Consider the following 26,460-nt stretch of genomic DNA (forward strand, 5'->3'; position numbering starts at 1 on the left):
TTAATCTCACAAAAAAAATATTTCGAGCGCTGTCATATTTACTTTTAATATCAATACGATAAATAATTTCTCACTCACCCTACGAATTATCCCCCCCAACATTAAATGCAAATGATTATCAATCATATTGACTGATGGTCAGTCGTTGGTCTATGCTAGTGACATAAAATTTCACTTTTACTTTATTGGCTAAAATTGCATGCATAATTTCTCTCATCGAACCTACTCGCTTTCCACGCTAAGTTTATTGGTCTCAGCATTGATTTGCCCAAATACCGCAAATGCAAAGCCTAAAACAGACATTTTGCTCGTCACCGCCGCAGAAAGCCAAGGCCAAGAACCTATTGGCTATGCCAGTAAAACTCAATCTACTGCCACAAAAAGCTCAGCCACCTTATTGGAAACGCCGCAATTTGTTTCGGTGATTAAACGCGAGCAAATGGATACTCTGCCTTCTGAATCAATCAGCCAAGCCTTACGCTACAGCGCAGGTGTAACCAGTGAGAAATTTGGCGCCTTTGGTGGCGGTATCGATTTTTCAAAAATTCGTGGTTTCGATGCTGATTACTACTTGGATGGATTACGGGTTATCGGCAACAGTGGGATCTGGGGACCGCAAGTCGATTCATGGACACTCAATAGTATTGAAGCCGTTCATGGGCCGTCATCTGCACTGTATGGTCAAGGAGGGGCTGGGGGGGTTATCAATATGCAATCACGCCGCCCAAGTGCCAATGAATCACATCAAATTCAGTTCCAAAAAGGCAATTTTGATAACAATGCCGTCAAATTTGATACCACTGGCGCCATGAATGACGATGAAACATTGCTATATCGAATGAATGGATTAGCGCTGTCAACGGATTCACAAGTGAATTCCTCGAAGCAATCTCGCTACTTGCTGGCCCCTTCTATCACATGGCAACCCAATGAAAAACTCAATTGGACAGTATTAAGCCAATATCAACATGACCCACACATTGGCCACTATAATACCTTGCCCGCTCAAGCAATTGGCTTGCTACCGAACCCAAATGGAAAGCTGGATTTCACTCAAAACTACAGTGACCCCAAACATGAAAAATCCACACGTACACAGTGGTCAGTGACCTCATTAGTTGACTACCAAGTCAGCTCGTCCGTCACACTGAAACAAAATATGCGCTACTCTGATGTAGATACCCACATTAAACGAGACTTCACGCGCGGCTTCTTAGCGGGAGATCGGCTACTCACTGCGGTTTACCAAGATTCACCAAGCAAATCAAAAACCTTTGTGGCTGATAACCAACTGGTTTATAAAGTTAAAACAGGCGATATTCGCCACGAGTTACTCACTGGGTTTGATTATCAAACCGGAAAACTGGATAAAGACTGGTGGGGCTCGCAAACCGTCAGTTTCGATCCATGGGTGAAACCTCATCACCCTGAGTTTAAACCTTACCCCGTTTCCCGCACATCAACGACCCAACATTTTGATCGCTATGGGGTGTATCTACAAGACCAACTTAGTTGGCAGCAATGGGATTTGATCCTCAGTGGGCGCTATGATTGGTCTTATTTAGATACGGATAATAACCTATCTCACACAACGCAAAAAAATGACACTTCCGCTTGGAGCCAACGTGTTGGGCTGACCTATGCTTTTGAAAATGGCTTTTCGCCATGGATCAGTTTTTCCGATAGCTTTGACCCCGTTTTAGGGACGGATGCGGATGGAAAATCCTTTATCCCAACTGAATCAAAACAAGCCGAAGTGGGGCTTAAATACCAATCGGGTAACCTCATGGCAAGCGTGGCCGCGTATGAATTAGAACAAAAAAATGTCACCACCCATAACCCACTAAACCCAGATTACTATAATCAAACTGGGAAAATTCGCTCCCGCGGGGTGGATTTTGAAAGCCGTATGGCGTTAACACCTTCAGTAAATGTCATGGTGAATTATGCCTTTACTGACAATAAAATCACCGAAAGCCAAGACCTTTCAGTCTTAAATAAACACCCTGTTCAAGTCCCTAAACACAGCGGCTCCGCATGGGTTGACTACCGTTTTCACTCCCCTTACCTAGAAGGCGCTTTAGTCGGCGTTGGCGTGCGTTATCTAGGTGAAACATGGGGTGACAACACCAACACATTTAAAGTACCAGCAGTCTGGCTTGGCGATATCAGCGCAAGGTACCAAATGGATGCATTAGTCCCTGAACTCACGGGGATGGAACTGGGCTTAACGGTCAGTAATGTGACCAATAAATCCTATGTTGCCAGCTGTACCAGTTCCACCTATTGCAGTATTGGCACGAATAGAACGTTACTTGCCACACTTAATTACTACTTTTAATTCAATAGGTAAGCCAATTATGGAAAGCGCTAAAAGACGTTTGATCAAAGCTGGATTAGCGATGGCGACGTTAAGTGCAATTCCTTGCCCTGTTGTCGCAGCCGCAATGCCCGAGGTGACAGATATTCTTGGGCGCTCTATTGCTTACCCAGAAAATGCACAGAGAGTTTATTTGGCTGACCCATCACTGGTTTTTCTCTTTGCCACATTGGGAATGCCCGATTTTGTAGAAAAACTTGTCGCTGTTCCCAGTAACTTTCGTACTGCTGATTTACGCAGCTACCAACAATACTGTGCGACGTTTCCTAAGATTGAACAGTTACCCCACCTCCCCGCAATTGGCGGTGCTCAGGCTAATTTGGAAACAATTTTAGAGCTCAAACCTGACATTATTTTTACGACAACGAGCACATTTTCGGGTCTACAAGCCAATGGGTTTCTCACGCTTTTACTGCGCGCTAATGTCCCTGTGATTGCCCTTGATATGAGTGTTAATCCACTCACCAATACGCCGAAAAGTATTGCGATTATGGGGGAAATCTTTGGTTTACAAGAAAGGGCTCATCGCATCAATCGATTTATTAAAACGCAACTAGATAATATAAAAACTCGCCTCGTTAATGTAAATCCTATAAAACCAAAAGTACTCCTTGAGCGTGCTGCAGGTTTTACTGAAGAGTGTTGCTTAGCCTACGGAAACGGAAATTTTGGTCAGTTTCTCTCGTTTGCGGGTGGAGAGAATATTGCTAACCAATACATTCATGGAACATATGGTGTTCTAAACCAAGAGACGATTATTCACACCCAAGCTCAAATGGTGATTGTCACCGGCACCGATTGGAGTGGCTATAACCCGAAAGGCAATTGGGTAGGATTAGGCCCTGGAGCGGATTTACTGATTGCGAAACAAAGGCTTAAAATTTTAATGCAACGTAATGCCTTTAAAACATTGCATGCAGTCAAACAGCAGCATGTCCATGCTATTTGGCACACTTTTTACGACAGCCCATTTGGCTTTATCGCCACGCTAAAATTTGCGACTTGGTTGCACCCTCGCTTATTCCCTGATCTGGATGTTAATGCGGTTTTCAAAGATTTTATTGAACAATTCTTACCCATCAAGTGGCAAGAAGGCTACTGGGTTTCCCTTTAAAACAGAGGTTTATGATGACCACAATTTATTCCCCTGATCCACTACGAACCCAAGTTGAAAAACAAAGCCATGGGCAACGAACCATTATTTATAGCCCTAAAGGGCAGCCTAACTATGTCTTTATCGTACCTCAATTTGATTTACAAGAAATTAGCTCCTCTCTAGGCACAGGTATCCATCCTGCTTTTATTATTAATGAGCACCCTATTGATGCCTTTTTCTACGCCTGTTACAGCGCAAGTTTGCGAGATGGTGAATTAGTTAGCCAGCCCAATCAACCACCTGCATGCAACCTAAATTTAGCGCAATTTCAATCATTAGCGCAGCAATCAGGTAAAGGCTGCCATATCAGTACTAACGCAGAGTGGAGTGCCATCTCAGCCTTAACCAATCAATATAATTACCTTGTTCAAGGTAATACGGATTACGGCCGTAATTACTTTAGCCATGATGAATTTATTCCACGAATTGACGGGCAAGCTACAGGAGATTTGCAAGGCACCCCGACAACCCCAACCAATGCACAATGGGAAAGCTGGCACCATAATCACCAACTTTCAGGGGTAAGCGATTTGGTTGGTAACCTTTGGGAGTGGCAAACAGGTGCACGCCTAGTCGCGGGAGAAATTCAAATCATAAAAAACAATGATGCCGCAATTAATGTTGATGACGCATTGTTAGATTGGCGAGCTATTGATATGAGCAGTGGTGAGTTAATCCCCCCTAATAGCCCATCAAGTGCAAAATATGATTCACCAATAGCCAAACTTGATGGCAATGCTGGCACGCCGATAATCTCGACACAGATCCATCATTTTAATGGTGACCCAACGGATTCAGGCTACCCACAGGGCCTGTTAGATAGCCCGTTTCGATTGGTTGGAACGACCGAAGGTGAACAAATTCCGTCTTTATTGAAGGTATTAGGCCTCGCCCCTTACAAAATTAAACAATCAGATGATCAAATCTATCTGCGTAACTATGGTGAACGTGCCTTAATGCGTGGTGGTGCGTGGTATTCACAACATAGCGCAGGCATTGATGCATTTTGCCTTAGCCATACTCAATTACATAAAAGCACCACCGTCGGCGCTCGAACAGCATGGGTTTTGTAGTGGTCTTGTTATTCTAAAAAATAATGCTCATCCCCTCATTCAACTCATTGAACGAAGGGATGAATGGAGAAAAAGCTAAGTATGAGCGTGCTTTGGTAATAAATAGGCAATAAAATACGATAACCCGCAAACAGCGATAAATGCCCCAACGTAAGCTAGGTGATATTGGCTGAGGTAACTGACAATTAAAGGCGTGATCCCCCCAAGAGAAGCCGAAGCACCGTTATAACCAATGCCTAAAATTGCCGCCTGCCCATTTGACTTACTGATGAGAACTGCTGATAAATTACACAATATCATTGCTGAATAAACAGACATTATTAGTTGAGCTATTAGTACGAGTAATAAGTTATTCGTTTGCAATATGAGATAAAGCGGTGCAGAACAGAAAACCATTAATATGACGCCAATATTAAAAATCTGCTTAGCTGAACTGTATTTATCCGTTAGCCAACCGCATATTAACATGAGGAGTAAAAGTAAACTTGACGATAAAATTGCGTAATAGTTTTTTATTTCTTCAATCTTTAATTGCTCTATTATCAATGATGTTGATAGGTTTTGAGAATAAAATGTAACAGTTCCAGGAATTGTGAATAAAAACACCCAAAACACATTCTTCCAATTAATTGATTGTTTATCTTTATAAATCACTTGATAATTTGGAAGATTAAACCTAAACCAAAAACTCATTAAGATATTTGCGACTCCAATGAATAAAGGGATTCGCCAACCTATTGATTGCATCACATCTTCATTCAGTGTGTTTTTTAACACCAAAACAATACCTAAAGAAGCTATAACACCAAGTAAAGAACTGCCAACAATAATAGACGAGACTCTAGCTTGCTCTCTAACATGTGCATCTTTAAATAAATAGGTAATTAAAGATGGATACTCCCCTGCAAAACTAAATGACAAAGCGAGTTGTAATATTAATATAGCAACTGGTGTATAGTTACCTAATAGTTCAATAGGTAATATAGCCATCATTAATGTTGCAATACCTGTAATTAAACTTGTTAATATTAAAGCAGGTTTTTTCCCAACCGTATCTGCATAGCGCCCTATAATATATCCGCCTAAGGGCCGTATTAAAAAACGTAGTGCAAATATCCCCCAAACCATTTCTGTTGCTTGCTCATAACCTAACTTTGTTAGTTCAGCGCTCAAATAAGTTGATATTGCAGCAAATACAGCAATATCATAGTATTCAAGTGCATTACCTGCGACGGCACCAAACCTGAATTTCCATTTCATCTTTTTATCCTTATCATCCCTAAGACTTTATACGCCAGCTATCTTATGCATTGAAAATTAAGGATAATTGACTAAAGTTTCTAAGCAAGCGAGTGTAATTCCATTTTCTTTTAATGCACTAAATAAGCCACTTGAAGATGCATGAGGGCAAGAAAGTTTCTCTTTAATCCTTTGAATTCGTTTGTGTTCACACACCTCTGAACATCCCTGCGCATAACTAATTTCTTTTACTTTACAATGGGATAGCAAAAGTCTTATTGTAATAATTTCTTTTCGAGTAAAGCGAATATTTCCAAAACGCATATACTGATGAATATCTAAAATTTCACTTTCTAAGTCATTAATACTATTCTTACCTTCTATTGGTATATCTAAACGACTTCTTAATGGTAAATAATTTTCATCACTTTGTTTCCATACTCCGTGAGTATAATCAGAAATAATAGGTCGGCATTTATATATTGCCATTATATCTTTTATCGATAACTTTCGTTTAGAATTAATTGACGTAATTTCATATACACTTCCATATTTAGCACAAAAATCCACTTTTAGTTTACACTTATCTGTTCTTAATAAGGTGTTCATATATTCTTTTGAGTAGTTACTCCAGTACTGTATCCCTGTCGATAGCCGCTCACCAATCGCTTTATCCAAATCCGCATCCCAATACATCAAAACCCAATCATAATTACTCGATGTAGTATAGACCTGCCTATTTAAAACATCTACTTTTGAAAAAGACAAGTCAATATCATTCCAATCAAAATAATTAGCAAAAGTACTTTTTAAACCCGAACACGTATTTTCTAAAAGGTCGCCCTTAACATCCATAATAATTCCTTTTAATATAATTAAATGTTAATGAAGAACAAAAATCAAAAGATATATATGACTATCACAGAATAAAAAACATTCAAAGTATAATTTAATAATAGTATTAAAAAAAGAAAATAAAAAATACAGTAATATTAATCTAAAAGCGAATAGATATTAATTAATCAATAACAACTGGAGATATTATGAAAAAAGATTGGCACCCTGCTGATATCATTGCAGCAATAAAGAAAAAGGGATCTTCTCTTTCCGAAATATCACGTTCTGTTGGCTTAAATTCGTCCACATTGAACAACGCACTTTCAAGACGCTGGCCAAAAGGAGAAAGAATTATTGCTGAATTTTTAGGTGTCACGCCAGCTGAAATTTGGCCATCTCGCTATCATGACCGAGAGCAAAAGGACTAAGTATTTTATGCCTGACGATGTATCCAAAAAACAGTAAAGGCGGTTGGCTTATAACCTCACCGCCTGTTTTTATATTAAATCATTAACTCGATACTTTGAGACCAATTAACCCAGTGATAATCAAGGCAAGGCTTAATAAGCGGAATATATTGGCGGATTCACCAAGGAAAATAATCCCGACAATTGCTGTACCCACTGCACCAATCCCCGTCCAAATTGCGTAAGCCGTTCCGACAGGTAAATCGCGCATTGCATAGGCTAATAAACCCATACTGGCTATAATCGCGATAATCGTAATAATACTGGGTGTTAAGCGTGTAAAGCCATGGGTATATTTTAACCCTACAGCCCAAACCACTTCGAGTAAACCTGCGAATAAAAGGACGATCCATGCCATGGTCGTTGCTCCCATGAATAACTCGGGGTCGTCCCCATAATTAAATGACGTGATTCAGGTCGTCCTGAATACGTGTGATGTGTCTCTCATTATAAACATTCGCCAGCACAGACTCAAGCAACGAAAAATAACAAATAAGCGTAAATTAACGATCTTCTTTAACCTATTTATTCTGTTTTTCGCCAATAAGCATCATTGTCATCGCACTTAGCGTCTAGCAAAGGTAAAGTAGGAAATCTTATCGGCCCTATTCATCGAGAAAATAGCATGAGTTTCAAAGACATATTACTTGCCCTCTGTGTGGTAATCATTTGGGGCGTTAACTTCGTGATTATCAAACTGGGTGTAACCGCGCTTCCCCCATTACTCCTTGGGGCATTACGCTTTGTTTTTGTTGCCTTCCCTGCCATTTTTATTTTCAAGCGGCCTAAAATTCCGTTCAAATTATTATTGTTGTACGGCTTGACCATCAGCTTTGGCCAATTTGCCTTTTTATTCTGCGCTATCCGCGTTGGTATGCCAGCGGGGATCACCTCCGTTATTTTGCAATCTCAAGCTTTTTTCACCTTATTGCTTGGGGCCATGATTTTAAAAGAAACGCTACAACCAACACACTTTATTGGCATGTTTATCGCTATCGCAGGGCTGACCGTGTTAGCCAATGGTGCAACAGCAGGTGGATTAGATGATATCCCAATGCTCGGCTTAGCCTTCACATTAATTGCTGGTTTATCATGGGCTTGTGGAAACATTACCAACAGAATTATCATGCAACACGAAGGGACAGAAAAATGCAGTGCTTTGTCACTCGTGAGCTGGAGCGCATTGATCCCCATTATTCCATTCCTAATTAGTTCATGGATCCTTGAAGGTGAAGATGCCATTGTCGACGGGCTATCTGGCTTTAATTGGTCTGTATTCGGTGTGATTTTGTATTTGGCGTATTTGTCCACGTTTGTCGGCTATGGCTTGTGGGGCGTACTGCTTGGGCGCTATGAAGCATGGCGGGTTGCACCGTTTTCATTATTGGTGCCCGTGTTCGGTTTAAGCAGCAGCGCATTATTCCTCGGTGAGCACATTAATGGCATACAAGTCGCTGGTTTAATTTTGATCATGTTTGGTCTTATTACGACGCTTTTTGGCAAAAAAATCATCCAACGTTTAAGACACGCCTAAGATAATGCATTTGATTACCGAAGGTTTTTCACTTTCGGTAATCAATGCCCTCACGTATTTTCACCCGCTGACTTTCTTTTCTCTCTCCAGCATATAATACTAATTAAAAACCATAATCCAGATAACCCGCTAACCGATCAGCTATTCGCTAGTCCAAAACCAAATAAAATCCAATAAATAATCTTAGATTAGTGATATTCACTGCAATTCTCGAATTTATCTCAAATTTCAATTAGGTGTCTCGTTTTAGCTACTTTTTCTTTAACTTAACTATGGCTATATCTTCCTCAGTTTTACTTAAATAAATAACTAATATCATTCATTGAACAGATGGGGATGGCTATGGGTAAACAATTTATTTGGATTGCGCTCGCTCTGCTCGGTGCTTTTTCACTCGGCTACATCGCCTTGTATCGTGGCGAGCAGATCAATGCGCTGTGGATTGTCGTCGCAGCCGTGTGTATTTACTTGATTGCATACCGCTATTATGGGCTGTTTATCGCGAAAAAAGTCCTGCAAGTTGACGAAACGCGCATGACTCCCGCAATTCGCCATAATGATGGATTGGATTACGTACCAACGGATAAAAAAGTGTTATTTGGCCACCATTTCGCAGCGATTGCAGGCGCAGGTCCTTTAGTTGGCCCCGTGCTTGCTGCGCAAATGGGTTACCTGCCGGGTATGCTGTGGTTACTTGCTGGGGTAGTATTAGCAGGTGCCGTTCAAGACTTTATGGTGCTGTTTGTTTCTACGCGCCGTGATGGTCGCTCGCTTGGCGAGTTAGTCAAAGAAGAAATGGGCAATACTGCTGGTGTGCTGGCGCTAATTGCCTGCTTTATGATCATGGTGATCATCTTAGCAGTACTCGCGATGATCGTAGTAAAAGCCTTAACTCACAGTCCATGGGGAACCTACACGGTCGCCTTTACTATCCCCTTGGCGATTTTTATGGGAATTTATACCCGTTATATTCGCCCAGGTCGCATTGGTGAAGTGTCTATTATCGGGCTCGTGTTCCTTGTTTTCGCCATTATTTCAGGTGGATGGGTTGCTGAAAGTGAAACATGGGCACCGTACTTTGACTATACGGGAGTGCAATTAACGTGGATGTTAGTCGGATATGGCTTTGTAGCTGCCGTTTTACCCGTTTGGTTGCTGCTTGCACCTCGTGACTACCTTTCGACATTCTTAAAAATCGGAACCATTATTGGCCTCGCAATTGGTATTTTAATTTTAAACCCGAACCTGCAAATGCCATCACTAACGAAATATATTGATGGTACAGGCCCTGTGTGGGCGGGTGATTTGTTCCCATTCTTATTTATTACGATTGCCTGTGGGGCGGTTTCAGGCTTTCACGCACTGATCTCTTCCGGCACAACGCCGAAAATGTTAGCCAATGAAAATCAAGCTTGTTTCATCGGTTACGGTGGCATGTTAATGGAGTCATTTGTTGCCATCATGGCGTTAGTCGCAGCGTGTGTGATTGACCCAGGTGTCTATTTCGCCATGAATAGCCCAATGGCGATGTTAGCACCAGCAGGCACTGAAGATGTAGTTGCATCTGCCGCGCAAGTGGTGAGCAGTTGGGGCTTCCAAATCACCCCTGAGCAGCTCAATACCATTGCCAGCGAAGTAGGTGAAACCAGTATTATCTCCCGTGCCGGTGGTGCGCCAACGCTTGCCGTTGGGATGGCCTATATTCTGCATGGGGCGCTTGGTGGGCTGATGAATGTCGCTTTCTGGTATCACTTTGCGATTTTATTTGAAGCCCTGTTTATCTTAACCGCCGTTGATGCAGGAACCCGTGCAGCACGCTTTATGCTGCAAGACTTACTGGGTGTCGTTTCCCCATCGCTAAAACGGACCGATTCCTTACCCGCAAACTTAATTGCAACTGCGCTGTGTGTGCTCGCGTGGGGATATTTCCTTCACCAAGGCGTTGTTGACCCGCTCGGCGGTATTAATACCTTGTGGCCACTGTTTGGTATCGCAAACCAAATGCTGGCAGGTATGGCATTAATGCTGTGTGCTGTGGTACTGTTCAAAATGAAGCGCCAAAAATATGCATGGGTTGCTCTTGTCCCAACGGCTTGGTTATTGATTTGTACCATGACCGCTGGCTGGGAAAAGACCTTCAGTGAAGATGCCCGTGTTGGTTTCTTAGCTGTGGCGAATAAATTCCAAGCGATGATTGATAGCGGCAATATTCCAGCACAATATACGGAATCTCAGCTCACACAGTTGATTTTCAATAACCGTTTAGATGCTGGCTTAACGATTTTCTTTATGATTGTTGTGGTTTTACTGGCTCTGTTCTCCATCCGCACCGCGCTTAAAGCGTTAAAATCAAGCGAACCAACCGCGAATGAAGTGCCATACGAGCCAATGCCAGCCAACTACGAAGAAATCGTGGCCAATACGCGCCATCATTGATTTTTGCAGAAAAGCTTGTCACTGTTTAGGACATATACTCTTTCTCCAAAATAATTCACGTTGGAGCAAGGCGGCAAAGAAGATAATCCCTAGGAGCATACTCCAGTATGTGACTAGGGTTAGCGAATGAAGCCAACGCAGCAACAGCGTGAAGTATGAAGGAGAAACTAGGAGCATACATAACAGTATGTGACTAGGGTTAACAAGTGAAGCCAACACCGCTACAACACAAAATATGACGAGGATTTATGTTTGGAAACTTAGGAAAGGCTGCAAAATACCTCGGCCAAGCGGCAAAAATGATGGTCGGCGTTCCAGACTATGACAACTACGTCGCCCATATGCAGCGGACTCACCCTGATCAAACTCCGATGACTTACGAGGAGTTTTTTAAAGAACGCCAAGATGCACGTTATGGTGGAAAAGGTGGGTTTAAGTGCTGTTAGGCCTGAAAAAAATGCAAAAAAAGCCGTGGCACTCGACCACGGCTTTTTATTTTTAACGATCCCGTATAGGATACGCCATTATTTTACGCGTGAAACGTATTCGCCTGAACGAGTATCAACACGGATAACTTCACCGATCTGAACAAACAGAGGAACCTTAACAACTGCGCCAGTGCTCAGTGTTGCAGGTTTTCCGCCTGTACCTGCGGTATCACCTTTCAGGCCTGGATCAGTATCGGTAATTTCTAACTCAACAAAGTTAGGTGGCGTTACCGCGATAGGACGACCGTCCCACAGTGTTAAAATACATTCTGCTTGGTCAACTAACCATTTTGCGTTATCGCCAACGGTTTTTTCATCCGCTGCTAATTGTTCGAAAGTTTCGTTGTTCATGAAATGCCAGAACTCACCGTCGTTGTACAGGTAAGTTAAGTTCATATCCATGACATCTGCACCTTCAACAGAATCAGTAGATTTAAAGGTTTTTTCCAACAGTTTGTTAGAAATCAGTTTACGGATGCGCACACGTGCGAACGCTTGACCTTTACCCGGTTTTACGAATTCGCTTTCTAAAACGACACAAGGCTCGCCATCTAACATGATTTTAAGACCTGAGCGGAATTCATTGGTACTATAAGTAGCCATGGTGATCCTCTAATTTATAAACTAAAAATGGCATAGCCAAAAAATGGTCGATATTGTAACTCAAAATACCTCATCCAGAGAAGTCTGGATACAACAACTTGCTGAAGCAATCACTAATCCAGATGAATTGCTGCAAATACTTAACTTGGAAAATCATCTTGCTTCGCAAGAAGGCCGCGAGGCACGTCAATTATTTCCATTGCGTGTCCCTATGCCATTTATCTCACGAATGAAAAAAGGCGATCCACTAGACCCGCTGTTATTGCAGGTATTAACTGCAAAAGCCGAGTTTGATGTACATCCTGGTTTTTCTACCGACCCGCTGGAAGAGCAGGATAATGAGATCCCAAGCTTACTGCATAAATACCACAACCGCGCATTACTGCTCGTTAAAGGTGGCTGTGCAGTGAACTGTCGCTACTGTTTTCGCCGGCATTTTCCTTATGAAGATAACAAAGGAAATAAAAATAACTGGTTGATGGCTGTGGATTATATAAAAAACCACACCGAACTCAATGAAATCATCTTCTCTGGTGGTGATCCGTTAATGGCAAAAGACCATGAACTCGATTGGTTGATCAGCCAATTGGAGGATATTCCCCATATCAACCGTTTAAGAATTCATACGCGTTTGCCTGTTGTTATCCCTGAGCGGATCACGGATGCATTATGCGAAAGACTAGCACGCTCACGCTTACAAGTGGTTATGGTCACGCATATCAACCACGCTAATGAAATTGACGAGGCATTTACAAGGTCAATGCAGAAGCTCAAAAAAGCGGGTGTGACGCTATTAAATCAAAGCGTTTTACTACGCCAAGTGAATGATAACGTGACGGCGCTGATGAATTTGAGTAATGCCTTATTTGACGCAGGAATTCTGCCTTACTACTTGCATGTATTGGATAAAGTGCAAGGTGCTGCTCATTTTTTGGTCAGCGATATCGAAGCGCGCCAATTGATACAACAATTATTGAGTAAGGTATCAGGATATCTCGTGCCTAAACTTGCACGGGAAATTGGTGGAGAGCCAAGCAAAACACTGCTCGATCTTAATTTAAAGCAGAGCTAATCAGCAAAACGCCCAAATAACCATTATTTGGGCGTCGCTAATTCATTTTAGGGGCATTTATAGACTTGGCCAACCATTTTGCTGTCTAGCGGGATAAAGCTAGATAACACGGTTTCACTTGGGCTCGTCGCGCCAAAAATCACGTTTCCGCCCATTTCAGCCGCTCTATTACGCAAATCATTCGCTGCGCTACGCATGGAGCTGGATTCATTATTTACGCCACTCAACCAGTTGCTTTGTGTCCCTGCAACTTGACCGAGAAGTTGGCAATCACTTCCAGGTTGATTCTCAACAAAACGAACTTGTGAGCCTGCCGCAGTCAAGTTAGTTGACGTTGAACAACCCGCTAAAAGCAGTAATGCAGCAGCACCAAGCAAGACTTTAATTCGCATGTTTTCCCTCATTTTTCATTGTGTTTTTGCAGCTGGTTTGAAAAATTATTAGCCTAATACGGTATTGATAGCAATCTATCATAAATCGCTAGGAGGTGATCCGCATACTGCGCCACAATTGCCGCACATCACCAGCCGAATAGAGTCTACCACAAATTAATCAAGAACCTGCCCTATTCTTTGCTAATTCAAACCACTTACCTTACGTTAAATATAACCCGCTAAGCAACGTTGACGCAAAAATAAATCGTATATCGCATCAAATAGACATTCATTCTAAGTATTCATTATTTACAATAAAAAAACCGGCACGACGAGATAAACTCACCGTACCGGTCTTATTCAGGCTATATCACGAATTATCGTGATTAGAGCGTGATGTTTGCCAAATGGCTTACATCATACCGCCCATTCCACCCATGCCGCCCATTCCAGCGCCACCTAAGTCAGGTGCATCTGATTTTGGCAGGTCAGTGATCATCGCTTCAGTGGTGATCATCAGGCCAGCGATAGACGCTGCAAATTGCAGAGCAGAACGTGTTACTTTAGTTGGGTCCAGGATACCCATGTCGATCATATCGCCATAAGTGTCAGTTGCTGCGTTGTAACCTTCGTTACCTTTGCCTGCTTTAACTTGATTAACAACCACAGACGCTTCTTCTCCTGCGTTAGTCACAATTTGGCGCATTGGAGATTCCATCGCGCGCAGAGCAACACGGATACCGACAGTTTGGTCTTCATTGTCGCCTTTCAAACCTTCCAGTTTCGCTGCAACGCGAACCAGTGCAGTACCACCACCAGCAACAACACCTTCTTCAACCGCTGCGCGAGTTGCGTGCAGAGCATCGTCAACGCGAGCGCGTTTTTCTTTCATTTCAACTTCAGTTGCTGCACCGACTTTAATTACCGCAACACCGCCAGCTAATTTCGCTACGCGCTCTTGCAGTTTTTCACGGTCGTAATCTGAAGAAGATTCTTCGATTTGTTGACGGATTTGAGCAACACGACCTGCGATCGCCTCTTCTTCACCGATACCATCAATGATAGTCGTGGTGTCTTTGTTGATCACGATACGTTTAGCTTGACCTAAGTCTTCTAATGTTGCTTTTTCTAACTCCATACCGATCTCTTCAGAGATAACAGTACCGTTAGTCAGTGTTGCGATATCTTGCAACATTGCTTTACGACGGTCACCGAAGCCTGGCGCTTTAACCGCTGCTACTTTGACGATACCACGCATGGTGTTAACCACTAATGTGGCCAGCGCTTCACCTTCAACATCTTCAGCGATGATCAGCAGTGGTTTGCTTGCTTTCGCAACGCCTTCTAATACTGGCAGTAATTCACGGATGTTAGAAACTTTTTTGTCAACTAACAGGATGAATGGGTTTTCTAACTCAACTGCACCAGTTTCTGGTTTGTTGATGAAATAAGGAGAAAGGTAACCGCGGTCAAACTGCATACCTTCAACCACATCCAGCTCATCTTCCAGACCTGTACCTTCTTCAACGGTGATAACGCCTTCTTTGCCGACTTTATCCATTGCTTCTGCAATTAAACGACCAACGGTTTCGTCAGAGTTCGCAGAAATAGTACCAACCTGTGCAATCGCTTTGGTGTCTGAACATGGAACAGACAGTGCTTTCAGCTCTTCAACCGCAGCAACAACCGCTTTATCAATACCACGTTTCAGGTCCATTGGGTTCATACCCGCAGCAACCGCTTTTAAGCCTTCAGTGATGATAGCTTGTGCTAAAACTGTCGCAGTTGTTGTACCGTCACCTGCAGCATCGTTTGCTTTAGAGGCAACTTCTTTGACCATCTGCGCACCCATGTTTTCGAATCTATCTTCTAATTCGATTTCACGTGCAACAGAAACACCGTCTTTAGTGATAACTGGGGAGCCAAATGATTTGTCTAAAACAACATTACGGCCTTTAGGACCTAAGGTTACTTTAACTGCGTCTGCCAGAACATTCACACCACGAAGCATTTTCGTACGTGCATCACTACCAAATTTAACGTCTTTAGCTGCCATTATCTCTTTCCTTCAAATTCTTTTCGTTCGTTGAGAAGTTTTAAGTGAAAATTACGCTTCAACAATTGCCAGGATGTCACTTTCGGACATGATCAGGACTTCTTCATTGTCGATTTTTTCAGCTTTCACGCCATAACCGTCGTTAAAAATAACGATATCGCCAACTTTCACATCCAGCGCTTTAATTTCGCCATTTTCGAGGATGCGGCCTTGGCCTACTGCCAGAACTTCACCACGCGTTGATTTGCCTGCCGCAGTACCGGTCAGGACAATGCCACCCGCAGATTTAGATTCTACTTCTTTACGTTTAACGATAACACGGTCATGCAATGGACGAATTTTCATTAATAGTTCTCCTATAAATAAAGTCCACACTAGGTAAAAGGACGATACCAGCATGTCTTAAATAAACTAGTACCATGTTTGAGCAGATTGGGGCTAGACAGAGGGACTTCAAGGGGGGAGATAAAAAATTTTTCATTTTTATCTCCCTACAAATATGAAGGATTTACGGTTTCGGACGGTCGTCTTTATCTGATGAGTCTGATTTATCAGTGTTATCAATGGTAAAAGACGGGTCGTCTTGTTTACGTTGGAATTCGCCATCAAACGTATTACCGTTTTGATATCCGCCATTTCTTGGCTGATTAAAACCCGCACCGGGTTGGTAAAAACGAATATGCGGGATTAATCGCATAACGATAAGCTTTTGTATCGGTGGAAGTAATAACAATAAACCAATAAAGTCAGTGAAAAACCCTGGCACGATAAGTAAAAAGCCCGCTAAAACGAGCGCAACGCTTTTGATCATTTCTGCCGCTGGGCTTTCACCAGACGCTAATTTTTGTTGGATTTGCAGGACATTTTTCATGCCTTGGTTTTTCACCAAAGACACCCCTAAACAGGATGTTAAGACCACCAGAATCAGTGTCATCAAAACACCGACCTCAGAAGCCACTCTCACAAAAATGACGGACTCAATGTAAACGAGAATACATATCAGAATTAGTGGTAACCAGCGCACAAGTTCTCCTTTATTTCAATAAGCTATCAACTATTTTACGCCCCTCGGAAAACCTTTGTGAACTGCATCTAAGAGACAACTATCAATATTCGCTTTTTTCTTTAGTATAGCCATAATAATTGGGGCAAAGATAACGCTTTTCAACTCACTGATATTTTTGATTAGCCAGACTTAACTGTGACGAACATCACACAACGTAAAATCTGTTGCATAAATCAAACTATATAGTGATCTAGGTTCAAGGCATTGTTTCTTTAAAAGCATATCATCTACCCATAAATCAGTAGATCATAATGCTGACAACGTAGTAGAAGGTGTTAATCGCTTGTAAAGTTTTATTTTACAATATTAATCACCTGTGAAGTTTTGTTTTACGATATATGGATTTTTTAAAAGCGCATAAACGGACAGTAACTGTAATCTAATTAAGAAGGTTCTCATGTCAAACAATACTCGTATCGAAGAAGACCTGTTAGGTAAAAAAGAAGTTCCAGCCGATGCCTATTATGGTGTTCATACTCTGCGTGCGATTGAAAACTTTTATATCAGCGACCGCACTATTAACGATGTCCCAGAATTTATTCGCGGCATGGTTATGGTTAAAAAAGCGGCGGCTTTAGCCAACAAAGAACAACACACCATTCCACGTAACATCGCGGAAACCATCATCAAAGCATGTGATGTTGTTTTAAATGAAGGCAAATGCATGGACCAGTTCCCTGTTGACGTATTCCAAGGTGGTGCGGGCACATCACTGAATATGAATACCAACGAGGTTCTTGCAAATATCGGTCTTGAACTGATGGGTCATAAAAAAGGGGAATATGAATTCCTAAACCCAAATGACCACCTGAACAAAAGCCAATCCACTAACGATGCTTACCCTACTGGGTTCCGTATCGCAGTGTATAACTCTGTACTGAAGTTAATTGAATCTGTTGAATACCTGAAAAAAGGCTTTGAAGCTAAAGCTGAAGAATACAAAGACATTCTGAAAATGGGCCGCACCCAGTTACAGGATGCCGTTCCAATGACCGTCGGCCAAGAATTCCATGCTTTCGCTACCCTTCTGAAAGAAGAAGAGAAAAACCTGAAACGCAGCATCGAATTACTGCTCGAAGTTAACTTAGGCGCAACGGCTATCGGTACTGGCCTGAATACCGCACCAGGTTATTCAGAACTGGCAGTGAAGAAATTAGCCGAAGTGACGGGTTTACCATGCGTTCCTGCTGAAGACTTAATCGAAGCAACTTCTGACTGCGGTGCTTACATCACTGTTCACGCGGGCTTGAAACGTCTGGCAATGAAACTGTCTAAAATCTGTAACGACTTACGCCTGTTATCTTCTGGCCCTCGTGCAGGTCTTAAAGAAATTAACTTACCTGAGCTACAAGCAGGTTCTTCTATCATGCCAGCAAAAGTTAACCCAGTTATTCCAGAAGTGGTTAACCAAGCGTGTTTCAAAGTTATCGGTAACGATATCTGTGTAACAATGGCTGCTGAAGCAGGCCAATTACAGTTAAACGTAATGGAACCTGCAATCGGCCAAGCGATGTTCGAATCCATCTCTCTGATGAGCAACGCATGTCGCAACCTGCAAGAAAAATGCATCAGCGGCATTACTGTGAACAAAGAAATCTGTGAAGCGTTCGTCTTTAAATCAATCGGTATTGTCACTTACTTGAACCCATTCATTGGCCACCATAATGGTGACATCGTGGGTAAAATCTGTGCAGAAACCGGTAAGAGCGTCCGTGAAGTTGTTCTTGAACGCGGTTTACTGACTGAAGCTGAGCTGGACGATATCTTCTCTGTTGAGAACTTAAAACACCCAGCTTACAAAGCAAAACGTTTTGATGACTAAAAATTTATGTTTATCATAAATAATACTTAAAAATAAAGGCACGCCTCTCATCGGAAAGCGTGCCTTTTTTGATTCATACACACACAAATAATTAACATAACAGTTTCATAATTTTAATTTTCATTTTGTCGAGGAGTAAACACTATGTTAGCCGTAGAATTTATTATTGTTCTGCTGGCCATTTTTTTGGGGGCCCGTCTTGGTGGGATAGGTATCGGCTTTGCCGGTGGCCTTGGTGTACTGGTACTCGCTGCAATTGGCGTGAAACCAGGGACCATTCCATTTGACGTTATCTCCATCATCATGGCTGTTATCGCCGCTATCTCTGCAATGCAAATTGCAGGCGGTTTAGATTATTTAGTTGCTCAAACAGAAAAATTACTGCGCCGCAATCCTAAATACATCACCATCCTTGCCCCTGTTGTCACTTACTTTCTGACACTCTTCGCAGGTACGGGTAATATCTCTTTAGCTACATTGCCTGTTATTGCAGAAGTGGCGAAAGAACAAGGCGTTAAACCTTGCCGTCCCTTATCAACTGCGGTCGTTGCAGCTCAAATTGGTATTACTGCATCACCAATTTCTGCTGCGGTTGTCTATATGGCATCAGTCATGGAAAACCCTGCAATGATGGGCGCAGGTAATACTGTCAGCTACATCACTCTGCTGGGAATTTTACTGCCATCAACCTTCCTTGCGATTATGTTGATGTCATTTGTTATCTCTTGGACGTTTAACTCTAAACTTTCTGATGACCCAATCTACCAGAAACGTTTAGCTGAAGGCTTAATTGAACTGCGTGGTAGCCAAGTCAAAGAAATCAAACCAGGTGCTAAATCTTCCGTTCTGCTGTTCTTACTCGGTGTTATCGGCGTTGTTTGCTACGCTATCATCAATAGCCCAAGCTTAGGAATTGTCGAAACACCATTGATGAACACCACCAATGCGATTTTGATCATCATGCTGACAGTCGCAACGTTGATTACCATTCTTTGCCGTGTCAATACCGATGCGATCCTGAACTCCAGTACCTTTAAAGCAGGTATGAGTGCGTGTATCTGTATCTTAGGTGTTGCTTGGTTAGGTGATACTTTCGTACAGCACAACCTTGAGTGGATCAAAGCCACTGCGGGTGACTTAATCCATGAACATTCTTGGATGTTAGCGGTTATCTTCTTCTTCTGTTCTGCGCTTCTGTATTCACAAGCTGCAACAGCAAAAGCATTGATGCCAATGGCGTTGGCTTTAGGTGTTAGCCCACTGACTGCAATTGCGTCGTTCTCTGCAGTTTCTGGCCTGTTTATCCTGCCTACTTACCCAACATTGGTTGCGGCGGTACAAATGGATGACACAGGGACTACACGTATTGGGAAGTTTGTCTTTAACCACCCATTCTTTATCCCAGGTACTATTGCCGTCGCATTAGCCGTCACTTTCGGCTTCTTGTTCGGTGGAATGATGCTCTAGTCCTATTCATTAAATTGAGTAGACTAAAAACCCGTGAAATCATTCACGGGTTTTTATTGTCATTCTAGTGACAATAATGAATATGGATCAGCAAGAAGTATTCATCAATATTATTAATGATTCATATTGCGAATTTGAATTTCAATTTAATAAAATATGTAAATATATAAATCATAGTAATTTTATATATATTCAATATTTCAAATTTAAGTATGAAAAAAGAATAAAAAAACCAAATCTTTCCAATGAAACATTTATATTAATAATCTCAATATAAGTGTAACAAGCAATGTACATATTGATTGAAATTCAGTTTAATCCTGCAAAATGCGCCAAAAAACAACAAAAAATATACAACCAAGTCAATTGAAATTTTAAGCATATAACTCCGCAATTATAAGTTTTAAATAAAAAAACAGAAATAAAACTCCAAGAAACGAATAAAACATACTCCTTTATTGTGTATTGAAAATAGGCGCCATCTATTAATCCGCTTAAATCCATCCGCCATAAATATTGGTAATAATAAACCTATCCTTGTCTAATTGGTATTAGAAAACCATTCAGGTTCTCTTTTAACCCCCGTTAAACGAGCGCTAAATATAGAATAAGTTTATTACTTAAAATAATTTACCTCGTCAGCATTAGTTTATTTGGAGGAGGAATGCTAAGTACTCAACGAAATGATAATACCGATGTTTCCATTTATATTGGAACTTATTTAAAACGCCGTAGAAAAGCCGTTGGTTTAACAGGTGCGCAATTAGCATCACGATTAAGTATTAGCCAACAACAAGTTTCTCGTTACGAAAGGGGTAAAAATGCCATCACCATACAAGGTCTATTGGATATTTTACAAGCTCTTGAGTTAAGAAAGCACGATGTCGATGATTTTATGAAGAAAATCTTTCAATTTTACTATATCGATGTTGCACTAGAGGCGAATTTGATTAACTAAGGCTCCAATCTAAATTTGAAATAGCACATTAATTTAGGTTCAGGGGGGATAATTCCCCCTCCTGTATTTCATGTTTAATATCATTCTATTTCATAAAAAATGGCAATTCCCCAAGCTACGTACCTTCCCTATTGATGTCTTACTCGCAAAGTAAACCGCTATAATTCAGCATTGATCATTGCTATGATGAAAAAAATAGACCTCATGGTGATGGAGTTCACAATGCCTATCCAACGCGAAACGATTTTAAGCCATGCATTAAACCAATTGGAAATTCAGGGTTTATCAGCATCAACAGAAAATTTGCTCAGTGAAATTGAATCTGATTTTTCGACCATTCGTCAATTTTGGCCTGATGATGAAGCACTTGTTTATGATTGCCTACGTTTTCATGGGCAGCAGATTGAAATTTGGCAGCGCCAAACCCTCCTAGATGAAGCACTAGGCCCACATCAGAAACTAATGGCGCGTTACCAACAGCTTTCAGAGAAAGTGAGTGAGGGGCGTTTCCCGGGCTGTTTATTTATCTCTGCCTGTAACTATTACCCAGATTCCGCCCACCCTATTCATCAGCTTAGCCGTCTGCAAAAAGAGAATTCTTTCAACTTTACCAAAGCGTTATTAGACGAGCTTGATATTGAAGACTCTGAGCTTGTTGCCAATCAAATGGAGCTGGTGCTTGAAGGGTGTTTAAACCGGTTATTAGTCCAACGTGACATTCAAGATGTCGAAACCGCACAGCATCTTTCAGAAGATATTTTGACAATCGCATTGTGTCGCAAAAAAGGAGCGCTAAGCTAAAAAGTCGCCATTCGTGCGCTAAACCACCATCTTTTGCTGAAAAAGAAAACACTCAGCAAAAAAATGCGTTTTTTTATGAAAAACTCATTGACGCAAACAGCTGAATACGGTTTAATGCGCCCCGTTGCCCGGATAGCTCAGTCGGTAGAGCAGGGGATTGAAAATCCCCGTGTCCTTGGTTCGATTCCGAGTCCGGGCACCACTATTTAAAGAACCCGCCCAAAAGGCGGGTTTTTGCTTTTCTAGAGATAGAAAATCCACACCACCTTTCTAAGTTGTTCCTTGTCGACCCAAGCATAAAAAAGCCCATCATATTGACTATGATAGGCATTAAGCTAAAGGCGTTAGGCAAAAAATTATCGATATGAAAATAAAACATTAACCGTATTACTAAAGGGACCTGGTTTAATCACCCCATTACTTTTATTTGATAACTCAGCGCTATACTGAAAATTTCCAGGTTTTTGTTGGGAAATCTGCCCTTTGTAATAATACTGATCAAAATTGATTTCTTGTCCTAAGCTTTTATCCGTGATCGCGATTTGCAATCCATTATCAAACATCAGATATTTTTTATTGACAACACCACTGTTGCTTTGAAAAGCAACACTGACCTCAAGAGCTGCTTCACACGTCGAAATCGGCGTTAATGCCAAGTTGAAGTTTTCTTTAACTGTCTTTCCTTTATCAAACTGCTCAGGAGTTAACTCTTTAAAATCAACAACTTTATTACTCATGGTTACAATCGGCGTAGGGCAATAATTAACTAATTTACCAACAATCTGCGCACGGTAGATATCGCCAAAACCTCGCCCTGTCCCATCTTCATGAGTTCCCACGGTAAACAAACCTGTGTCAAAAGATTTTAATGGTCCAACTCCCCTTCTCAGGGTATAGATATATAAAAAACTAATAGAGAATTGCCCTTGGTTCCAATAGCCGACCTTAATTCTTGGCGTACTTGAGGCAGTAATTTCGACTTCTTCATTTTGATATATATGCTGATACAGCCGCACACCATTTGACAACATGTAAGCCTTCGTCGATGCAGGAGTTTGATTGCGAAAATAAACCGTCCTATCTGCAACTGACCCACTAAAATTACACTTCCATGAGAAAAAACCTGTTGAGGCACTACCCAGAGTCGTGCCTGCGGGTATTGAACCTAGAGTGGTATTCATATCAATATTTATCAGTGGCGCAGGATTCCAGCCATGCCCTCCGTTAGGGGTACAATTCGCCCCAGCGTAAGCATAAGTACCAAAGACCAAACATAGTATTCCCAATATACCTTGTAGCGCTTTTATTCGTGCTTGCTTCTTGTGATTTTTCATTGGCTTTTCACCAATGGTTGCAACTGACAAGATTGAGATCCATCACATTGATATTTATTAAATTTTAACCCACCAAAATCATCAATATAACCCACTTCAAAACTATTCCATGACGGATTTTTTAATGCCACTGTAGCATCGCTAAATGGCGCAACAATTGTCTCAGGGAAACTATTGTCTTTGCTTCTATCCACATTAATATTCGTCACGATGATATTAAATGGTGTCGGGTTGGTTAGCTTAATGCTCCCGCCCTGCTTAGCCACTTTCATATCACGTTGAAAATCTTTATCTGCTAAGACTTTGTAATTAATACCTTTTGGACGATAAAATAGCTTTAAGCGTGACTGGATAGTAAATTGAACCGCATTTGCTTCTTTACCTTGAGGCGGAATGCCTAATACGTTGAAATAAAGCAGACTTTCTCTATCTGTCGGTAATGTGTTTTGCCCATCCATATACGCTATTTTGATTTGTTTTTTCTGCTTAGGGCCAATTTTTTGTAAGAAAGGTAAAGCAACTAGCGAATTCTCCAGTTTTTCACCCTTTTGGTTTTCTATCCAAGTTTGAGCTAAAAATGAAGAAGCAGGGTCTTGGTTGTCAACAACGACACTTGTTCCCCCCTCTGATTCATTAAAAATAATGCGGGTTCTATCTAACCCAAGCACTGCGTATGCTTGGCTCATTACGCTTGATAGCAAAACAATGGAAAATACTTTTTTAAATAATGTCATTTTTTCACCCATTTAAATCACATTAGTGACCACAAATAATTGAATCGCTGCTTTTGGCAAGGAGACTGTCAGCCAGAAATGTACACGCTTGTGCATCCCCCCAATTGACACTAAGTTGATCGCCCATGTTCAACCCAGTTAAGTACACGATGCCAGATTCAGCAATAATGCCTGAAACTTTATCCGTTACGTTATTTTTCACCACTGAACCTAACGGCGGGTATTGGCCATTAGTGAGTTTAATTCTTGTTATTAATGACTTGCCAATATCCGCATCCATTTTAATGTAGCCTATTGCACCATCTGTTAGTGTAGACTCTAAAACGCTCTCATCAATATTGACGGTATTTGGAAGGTTATTCACATCAACCTTATATTCCATATTATAGTAGGTTGGTACATTACTGATGGTCGCTAACCCACGATTATTCGTTGTTGCATTGCCATTTTCGATAACAATACCTTTCGCATTTGGTACATCAACCACTAAACGAGATTGGTCACGATACGTTAAGCGGTGAGCTGAAATACCGTGTTGTGTTGCAGTGACTGAACCACTCATTGTCATGCTGAGTGAATTCATCGAGTCTGATAACGACCCCGTCACTTGAACTTGCCCTGTATCACCACTGTGTGAAATGTAGGAGCTAACCATTCCTTCTGATAACCCATCTTGTGTTGATGCCGTAACATTGTAATTCGTATCTTTGTCGACATAGCGGCTATAGTTAACGTTGTTCGTATAGCGCTTATTATTATCACTATAAGATGCAAAGTAAGATATTGACGCATTTTGGTTTTCAGAACTTAGTGGTTTACTTACCGACAAATAAATCTGATTATCTGTTTTATCATTCGATCCGCGGACTTGGTTTAAAGAGAGTGATATGTTGCCGCCTTTCATGATACCTTCATCAAAAAACTTATTTAATCCCACACTGAAATAGTTGTTTTGCTTACCATTCCAATAGGTCTTACGTGATGCCGTGATATTCGCGCTCGCATTGATAACACGTAATTGCTGAGCATAAGATAAGGAGAAAACATGCTTATCTTTATTTATATCAATGTCTTGCTTATCTGCAAAGTTTTGCTCAACAAAATTGGATAATGAGTTAAAGGTTTTGTCTGCAAAGCGGTACCCTGTTAATGTCAACTGCCCATCAATACTGGGTAAATCTTTTGCATAGTTAATACGGTAGCTTTTTCCTTTCTCACGCCCCAGCAAGGTATCCGCATAAGATTGCGTGATATCTACCGAAAAAGCGCCTAAGAAACCGATGTTTTGACCAATACCGACGTTAATTGCTTGGTATTTGTTCCCTGATGTCGCCACTACCCCACCAAAGACAGAGGTATGATTGAATACCCCAACAGAGCTTTCGACAGTCATAAAATTATCGTCAGCATAAGTCCCATTTTTAGGGGACAACTGGCCTAAATTCAGGGTGTAGCGAGCTTGGCCTTTACGGGTCAAAAATGGGATATTGGTTGTTGTAAACTGAAACTTCGTTTCTTTACCGTTATCCTCAGCCACTGTAACGTCGATGGTTCCCATAACTGATTGGCTTAAGTCTTTAATGACAAAAGGACCCGCTGGGACTTTCACTTGGCTGATAATACGGCCATTTTGTGATAATGTGACGGTTGCATTTGAGGCTGCAATCCCTGTAATTTGAGGTGCATAACCTCTGAGATTAGGCGGCATCATGCTTTCATCGGTAAAAACGCTCACACCTTTGAAACGCACACTATCAAACAAGTCTGATTTAACAAAAATTTCCCCTGCAAATAGCTTCGCAGATAAACTCGCAATGTCCCTAAAGGCATAGACTTGGTCCCAATCTAAACTACGTTTCTTACCACTGCGCTCTTCTTTTCCTACTAATTTATTTTCATATTGGTAATTTGCGCGTAAACGCCATTGAGCTAAATTTGCCCCCACGTCGCCAAAAGCATATAACTGATTACGTGTTTCTTCATTTTTACGAACTAAGTGATTATCGCTAATTGTGTAATCTAAAATGAGACCTGCAATACCGTAATCACGCATATCAGGGCTAACCCATGAAGAGTCACTTAATTCCATGTATTTTTGTGGAATAGAAATAACAAGAACTTGCTCACTATCATTAAAATCGATAGTCACATTTTTATCGAGAGACAATAAGTTAATACAATTATCTTCTTGAGAAGAAATTAATTTTTCTTTAGCCTCTTCATTTAAAGGAAAACGTTTTATTAACTGTGCAGTAATACACGGTTCAATAATTCCATCATTACTAATAAACTTAATTTTTTCGCCACGAATGATTTTTTTATCATTTAAGATAATATCCGATTCATATAAACCTTCACTTAAATTATTTTTTTCAAAATAGCTTAAGTCAATATTATCGCCGGCAGACAAATTAAGCGCATTAATATTAAAAGTTTCAGCGTTAGAATACCCACCACACATAATAAGTGAGATAATATAACCTATATTTTTTTTCTTAAAATACATGTTTTCACTCTTATGGTAATAGAAGGGGATACAAAGCTTTACGCTAATACGCGTAAA

General features: G+C 41.2%; 23 protein-coding genes and 1 tRNA gene. 13 read left to right on the forward strand and 11 right to left on the reverse strand.

Annotated elements, in window-relative coordinates:
* Positions 1–199 precede the first annotated feature (199 nt).
* Genes ABWP91_RS06585 through ABWP91_RS06595 form a run of 3 tightly spaced genes read left to right on the forward strand, consistent with a single transcriptional unit; the run spans position 200 to position 4,609 of the window.
* The gene (locus ABWP91_RS06585) at positions 200–2,341 is read left to right on the forward strand and encodes a TonB-dependent siderophore receptor (protein WP_353242586.1); all 2,142 of its coding nucleotides are present in this window, start codon (positions 200–202) and stop codon (positions 2,339–2,341) included.
* Between the two features lie 19 nt (positions 2,342–2,360).
* A complete protein-coding gene (locus tag ABWP91_RS06590; protein ID WP_353242587.1) occupies positions 2,361–3,494 on the forward strand; it encodes an ABC transporter substrate-binding protein in 1,134 nt (377 codons plus the stop codon).
* An 11-nt stretch (positions 3,495–3,505) separates the two neighbouring features.
* A complete protein-coding gene (locus tag ABWP91_RS06595) occupies positions 3,506–4,609 on the forward strand; it encodes a hypothetical protein (RefSeq protein WP_353242588.1) in 1,104 nt (367 codons plus the stop codon).
* Between the two features lie 75 nt (positions 4,610–4,684).
* Here the strand turns inward: ABWP91_RS06595 and ABWP91_RS06600 are convergent, their stop codons facing one another.
* The gene (locus ABWP91_RS06600) at positions 4,685–5,869 is read right to left on the reverse strand and encodes an MFS transporter (RefSeq protein WP_353242589.1); all 1,185 of its coding nucleotides are present in this window, start codon (positions 5,867–5,869) and stop codon (positions 4,685–4,687) included.
* Between the two features lie 57 nt (positions 5,870–5,926).
* Positions 5,927–6,703 (reverse strand): hypothetical protein, encoded by a 777-nt coding sequence (locus tag ABWP91_RS06605; protein WP_353242590.1) that lies wholly within the window; start codon positions 6,701–6,703, stop codon positions 5,927–5,929.
* Positions 6,704–6,891: 188 nt separating this feature from the next.
* Between ABWP91_RS06605 and ABWP91_RS06610 the strand changes: the two genes are divergently transcribed.
* Positions 6,892–7,113 (forward strand): helix-turn-helix domain-containing protein, encoded by a 222-nt coding sequence (locus ABWP91_RS06610; protein ID WP_219244648.1) that lies wholly within the window; start codon positions 6,892–6,894, stop codon positions 7,111–7,113.
* A gap of 82 nt (positions 7,114–7,195) precedes the next feature.
* Here ABWP91_RS06610 and sugE read toward each other — a convergent pair whose 3' ends face one another.
* Positions 7,196–7,510 (reverse strand): quaternary ammonium compound efflux SMR transporter SugE, encoded by a 315-nt coding sequence (gene sugE / locus ABWP91_RS06615; RefSeq protein WP_353242591.1) that lies wholly within the window; start codon positions 7,508–7,510, stop codon positions 7,196–7,198.
* 267 nt (positions 7,511–7,777) lie between these two features.
* Between sugE and ABWP91_RS06620 the strand changes: the two genes are divergently transcribed.
* The 3 genes from ABWP91_RS06620 (at position 7,778) to ABWP91_RS06630 (ending at position 11,568) form a co-directional block, all read left to right on the forward strand.
* Positions 7,778–8,686 carry an EamA family transporter gene (locus ABWP91_RS06620; RefSeq protein ID WP_353242592.1) on the forward strand — a complete coding sequence of 303 codons (909 nt, stop codon included), beginning with the start codon at positions 7,778–7,780 and terminating at the stop codon, positions 8,684–8,686.
* 342 nt (positions 8,687–9,028) lie between these two features.
* A complete protein-coding gene (gene cstA / locus ABWP91_RS06625; RefSeq protein ID WP_219244651.1) occupies positions 9,029–11,122 on the forward strand; it encodes a pyruvate/proton symporter CstA in 2,094 nt (697 codons plus the stop codon).
* 248 nt (positions 11,123–11,370) lie between these two features.
* On the forward strand, positions 11,371–11,568 hold the full coding sequence (locus ABWP91_RS06630; protein WP_353242593.1) for a YbdD/YjiX family protein: 198 nt from the start codon (positions 11,371–11,373) through the stop codon (positions 11,566–11,568).
* Positions 11,569–11,646: 78 nt separating this feature from the next.
* Here the strand turns inward: ABWP91_RS06630 and efp are convergent, their stop codons facing one another.
* Positions 11,647–12,213, reverse strand: a complete 567-nt coding sequence (gene efp, locus ABWP91_RS06635) for an elongation factor P (RefSeq protein WP_004258667.1) — start codon at positions 12,211–12,213, stop codon at positions 11,647–11,649.
* Positions 12,214–12,256: 43 nt separating this feature from the next.
* Between efp and epmB the strand changes: the two genes are divergently transcribed.
* Entirely contained in the window at positions 12,257–13,285 is a 1,029-nt protein-coding gene (gene epmB, locus ABWP91_RS06640) for an EF-P beta-lysylation protein EpmB (RefSeq protein WP_353242594.1), read from the forward strand.
* 47 nt (positions 13,286–13,332) lie between these two features.
* Here the strand turns inward: epmB and ABWP91_RS06645 are convergent, their stop codons facing one another.
* The 4 genes from ABWP91_RS06645 to ABWP91_RS06660 form a co-directional block, all read right to left on the reverse strand.
* Complete coding sequence (locus tag ABWP91_RS06645; protein WP_282560536.1) at positions 13,333–13,677, reverse strand: DUF4156 domain-containing protein; 345 nt, start codon at positions 13,675–13,677, stop codon at positions 13,333–13,335.
* Positions 13,678–14,071: 394 nt separating this feature from the next.
* Positions 14,072–15,715 carry a chaperonin GroEL gene (groL, locus tag ABWP91_RS06650; protein WP_353242595.1) on the reverse strand — a complete coding sequence of 548 codons (1,644 nt, stop codon included), beginning with the start codon at positions 15,713–15,715 and terminating at the stop codon, positions 14,072–14,074.
* A 51-nt stretch (positions 15,716–15,766) separates the two neighbouring features.
* Positions 15,767–16,060 (reverse strand): co-chaperone GroES, encoded by a 294-nt coding sequence (locus ABWP91_RS06655; RefSeq protein WP_206083465.1) that lies wholly within the window; start codon positions 16,058–16,060, stop codon positions 15,767–15,769.
* 163 nt (positions 16,061–16,223) lie between these two features.
* On the reverse strand, positions 16,224–16,739 hold the full coding sequence (locus tag ABWP91_RS06660) for an FxsA family protein (protein ID WP_353242596.1): 516 nt from the start codon (positions 16,737–16,739) through the stop codon (positions 16,224–16,226).
* A 439-nt stretch (positions 16,740–17,178) separates the two neighbouring features.
* Here ABWP91_RS06660 and aspA point away from each other — a divergent pair, with 439 nt between their 5' ends.
* The 5 genes from aspA (at position 17,179) to ABWP91_RS06685 (ending at position 22,031) form a co-directional block, all read left to right on the forward strand.
* Entirely contained in the window at positions 17,179–18,603 is a 1,425-nt protein-coding gene (gene aspA / locus ABWP91_RS06665; RefSeq protein WP_206083463.1) for an aspartate ammonia-lyase, read from the forward strand.
* Between the two features lie 144 nt (positions 18,604–18,747).
* Positions 18,748–20,070, forward strand: coding sequence for an anaerobic C4-dicarboxylate transporter (locus tag ABWP91_RS06670; protein WP_353242597.1), 1,323 nt, complete (start codon positions 18,748–18,750; stop codon positions 20,068–20,070).
* A 664-nt stretch (positions 20,071–20,734) separates the two neighbouring features.
* The gene (locus tag ABWP91_RS06675; protein ID WP_353242598.1) at positions 20,735–21,028 is read left to right on the forward strand and encodes a helix-turn-helix domain-containing protein; all 294 of its coding nucleotides are present in this window, start codon (positions 20,735–20,737) and stop codon (positions 21,026–21,028) included.
* A gap of 228 nt (positions 21,029–21,256) precedes the next feature.
* A complete protein-coding gene (gene dicD, locus ABWP91_RS06680; RefSeq protein ID WP_502935794.1) occupies positions 21,257–21,829 on the forward strand; it encodes a division control transcriptional repressor DicD in 573 nt (190 codons plus the stop codon).
* A 126-nt stretch (positions 21,830–21,955) separates the two neighbouring features.
* Positions 21,956–22,031, forward strand: a tRNA-Phe gene (locus tag ABWP91_RS06685).
* Positions 22,032–22,185: 154 nt separating this feature from the next.
* Here the strand turns inward: ABWP91_RS06685 and ABWP91_RS06690 are convergent.
* Genes ABWP91_RS06690 through ABWP91_RS06700 form a run of 3 tightly spaced genes read right to left on the reverse strand, consistent with a single transcriptional unit; the run spans position 22,186 to position 26,403 of the window.
* Entirely contained in the window at positions 22,186–23,193 is a 1,008-nt protein-coding gene (locus tag ABWP91_RS06690) for a fimbrial protein (RefSeq protein WP_353242600.1), read from the reverse strand.
* The gene (locus ABWP91_RS06695; protein ID WP_353242601.1) at positions 23,160–23,897 is read right to left on the reverse strand and encodes a fimbrial biogenesis chaperone; all 738 of its coding nucleotides are present in this window, start codon (positions 23,895–23,897) and stop codon (positions 23,160–23,162) included. Before ABWP91_RS06695 ends, ABWP91_RS06690 begins: the two co-directional genes overlap by 34 nt.
* A gap of 22 nt (positions 23,898–23,919) precedes the next feature.
* The gene (locus tag ABWP91_RS06700) at positions 23,920–26,403 is read right to left on the reverse strand and encodes a fimbria/pilus outer membrane usher protein (RefSeq protein ID WP_353242602.1); all 2,484 of its coding nucleotides are present in this window, start codon (positions 26,401–26,403) and stop codon (positions 23,920–23,922) included.
* Positions 26,404–26,460: the final 57 nt, after the last annotated feature.

It is taken from the genome of Providencia sp. (assembly GCF_040396775.1).
Taxonomy (GTDB): Bacteria; Pseudomonadota; Gammaproteobacteria; order Enterobacterales; family Enterobacteriaceae; genus Providencia.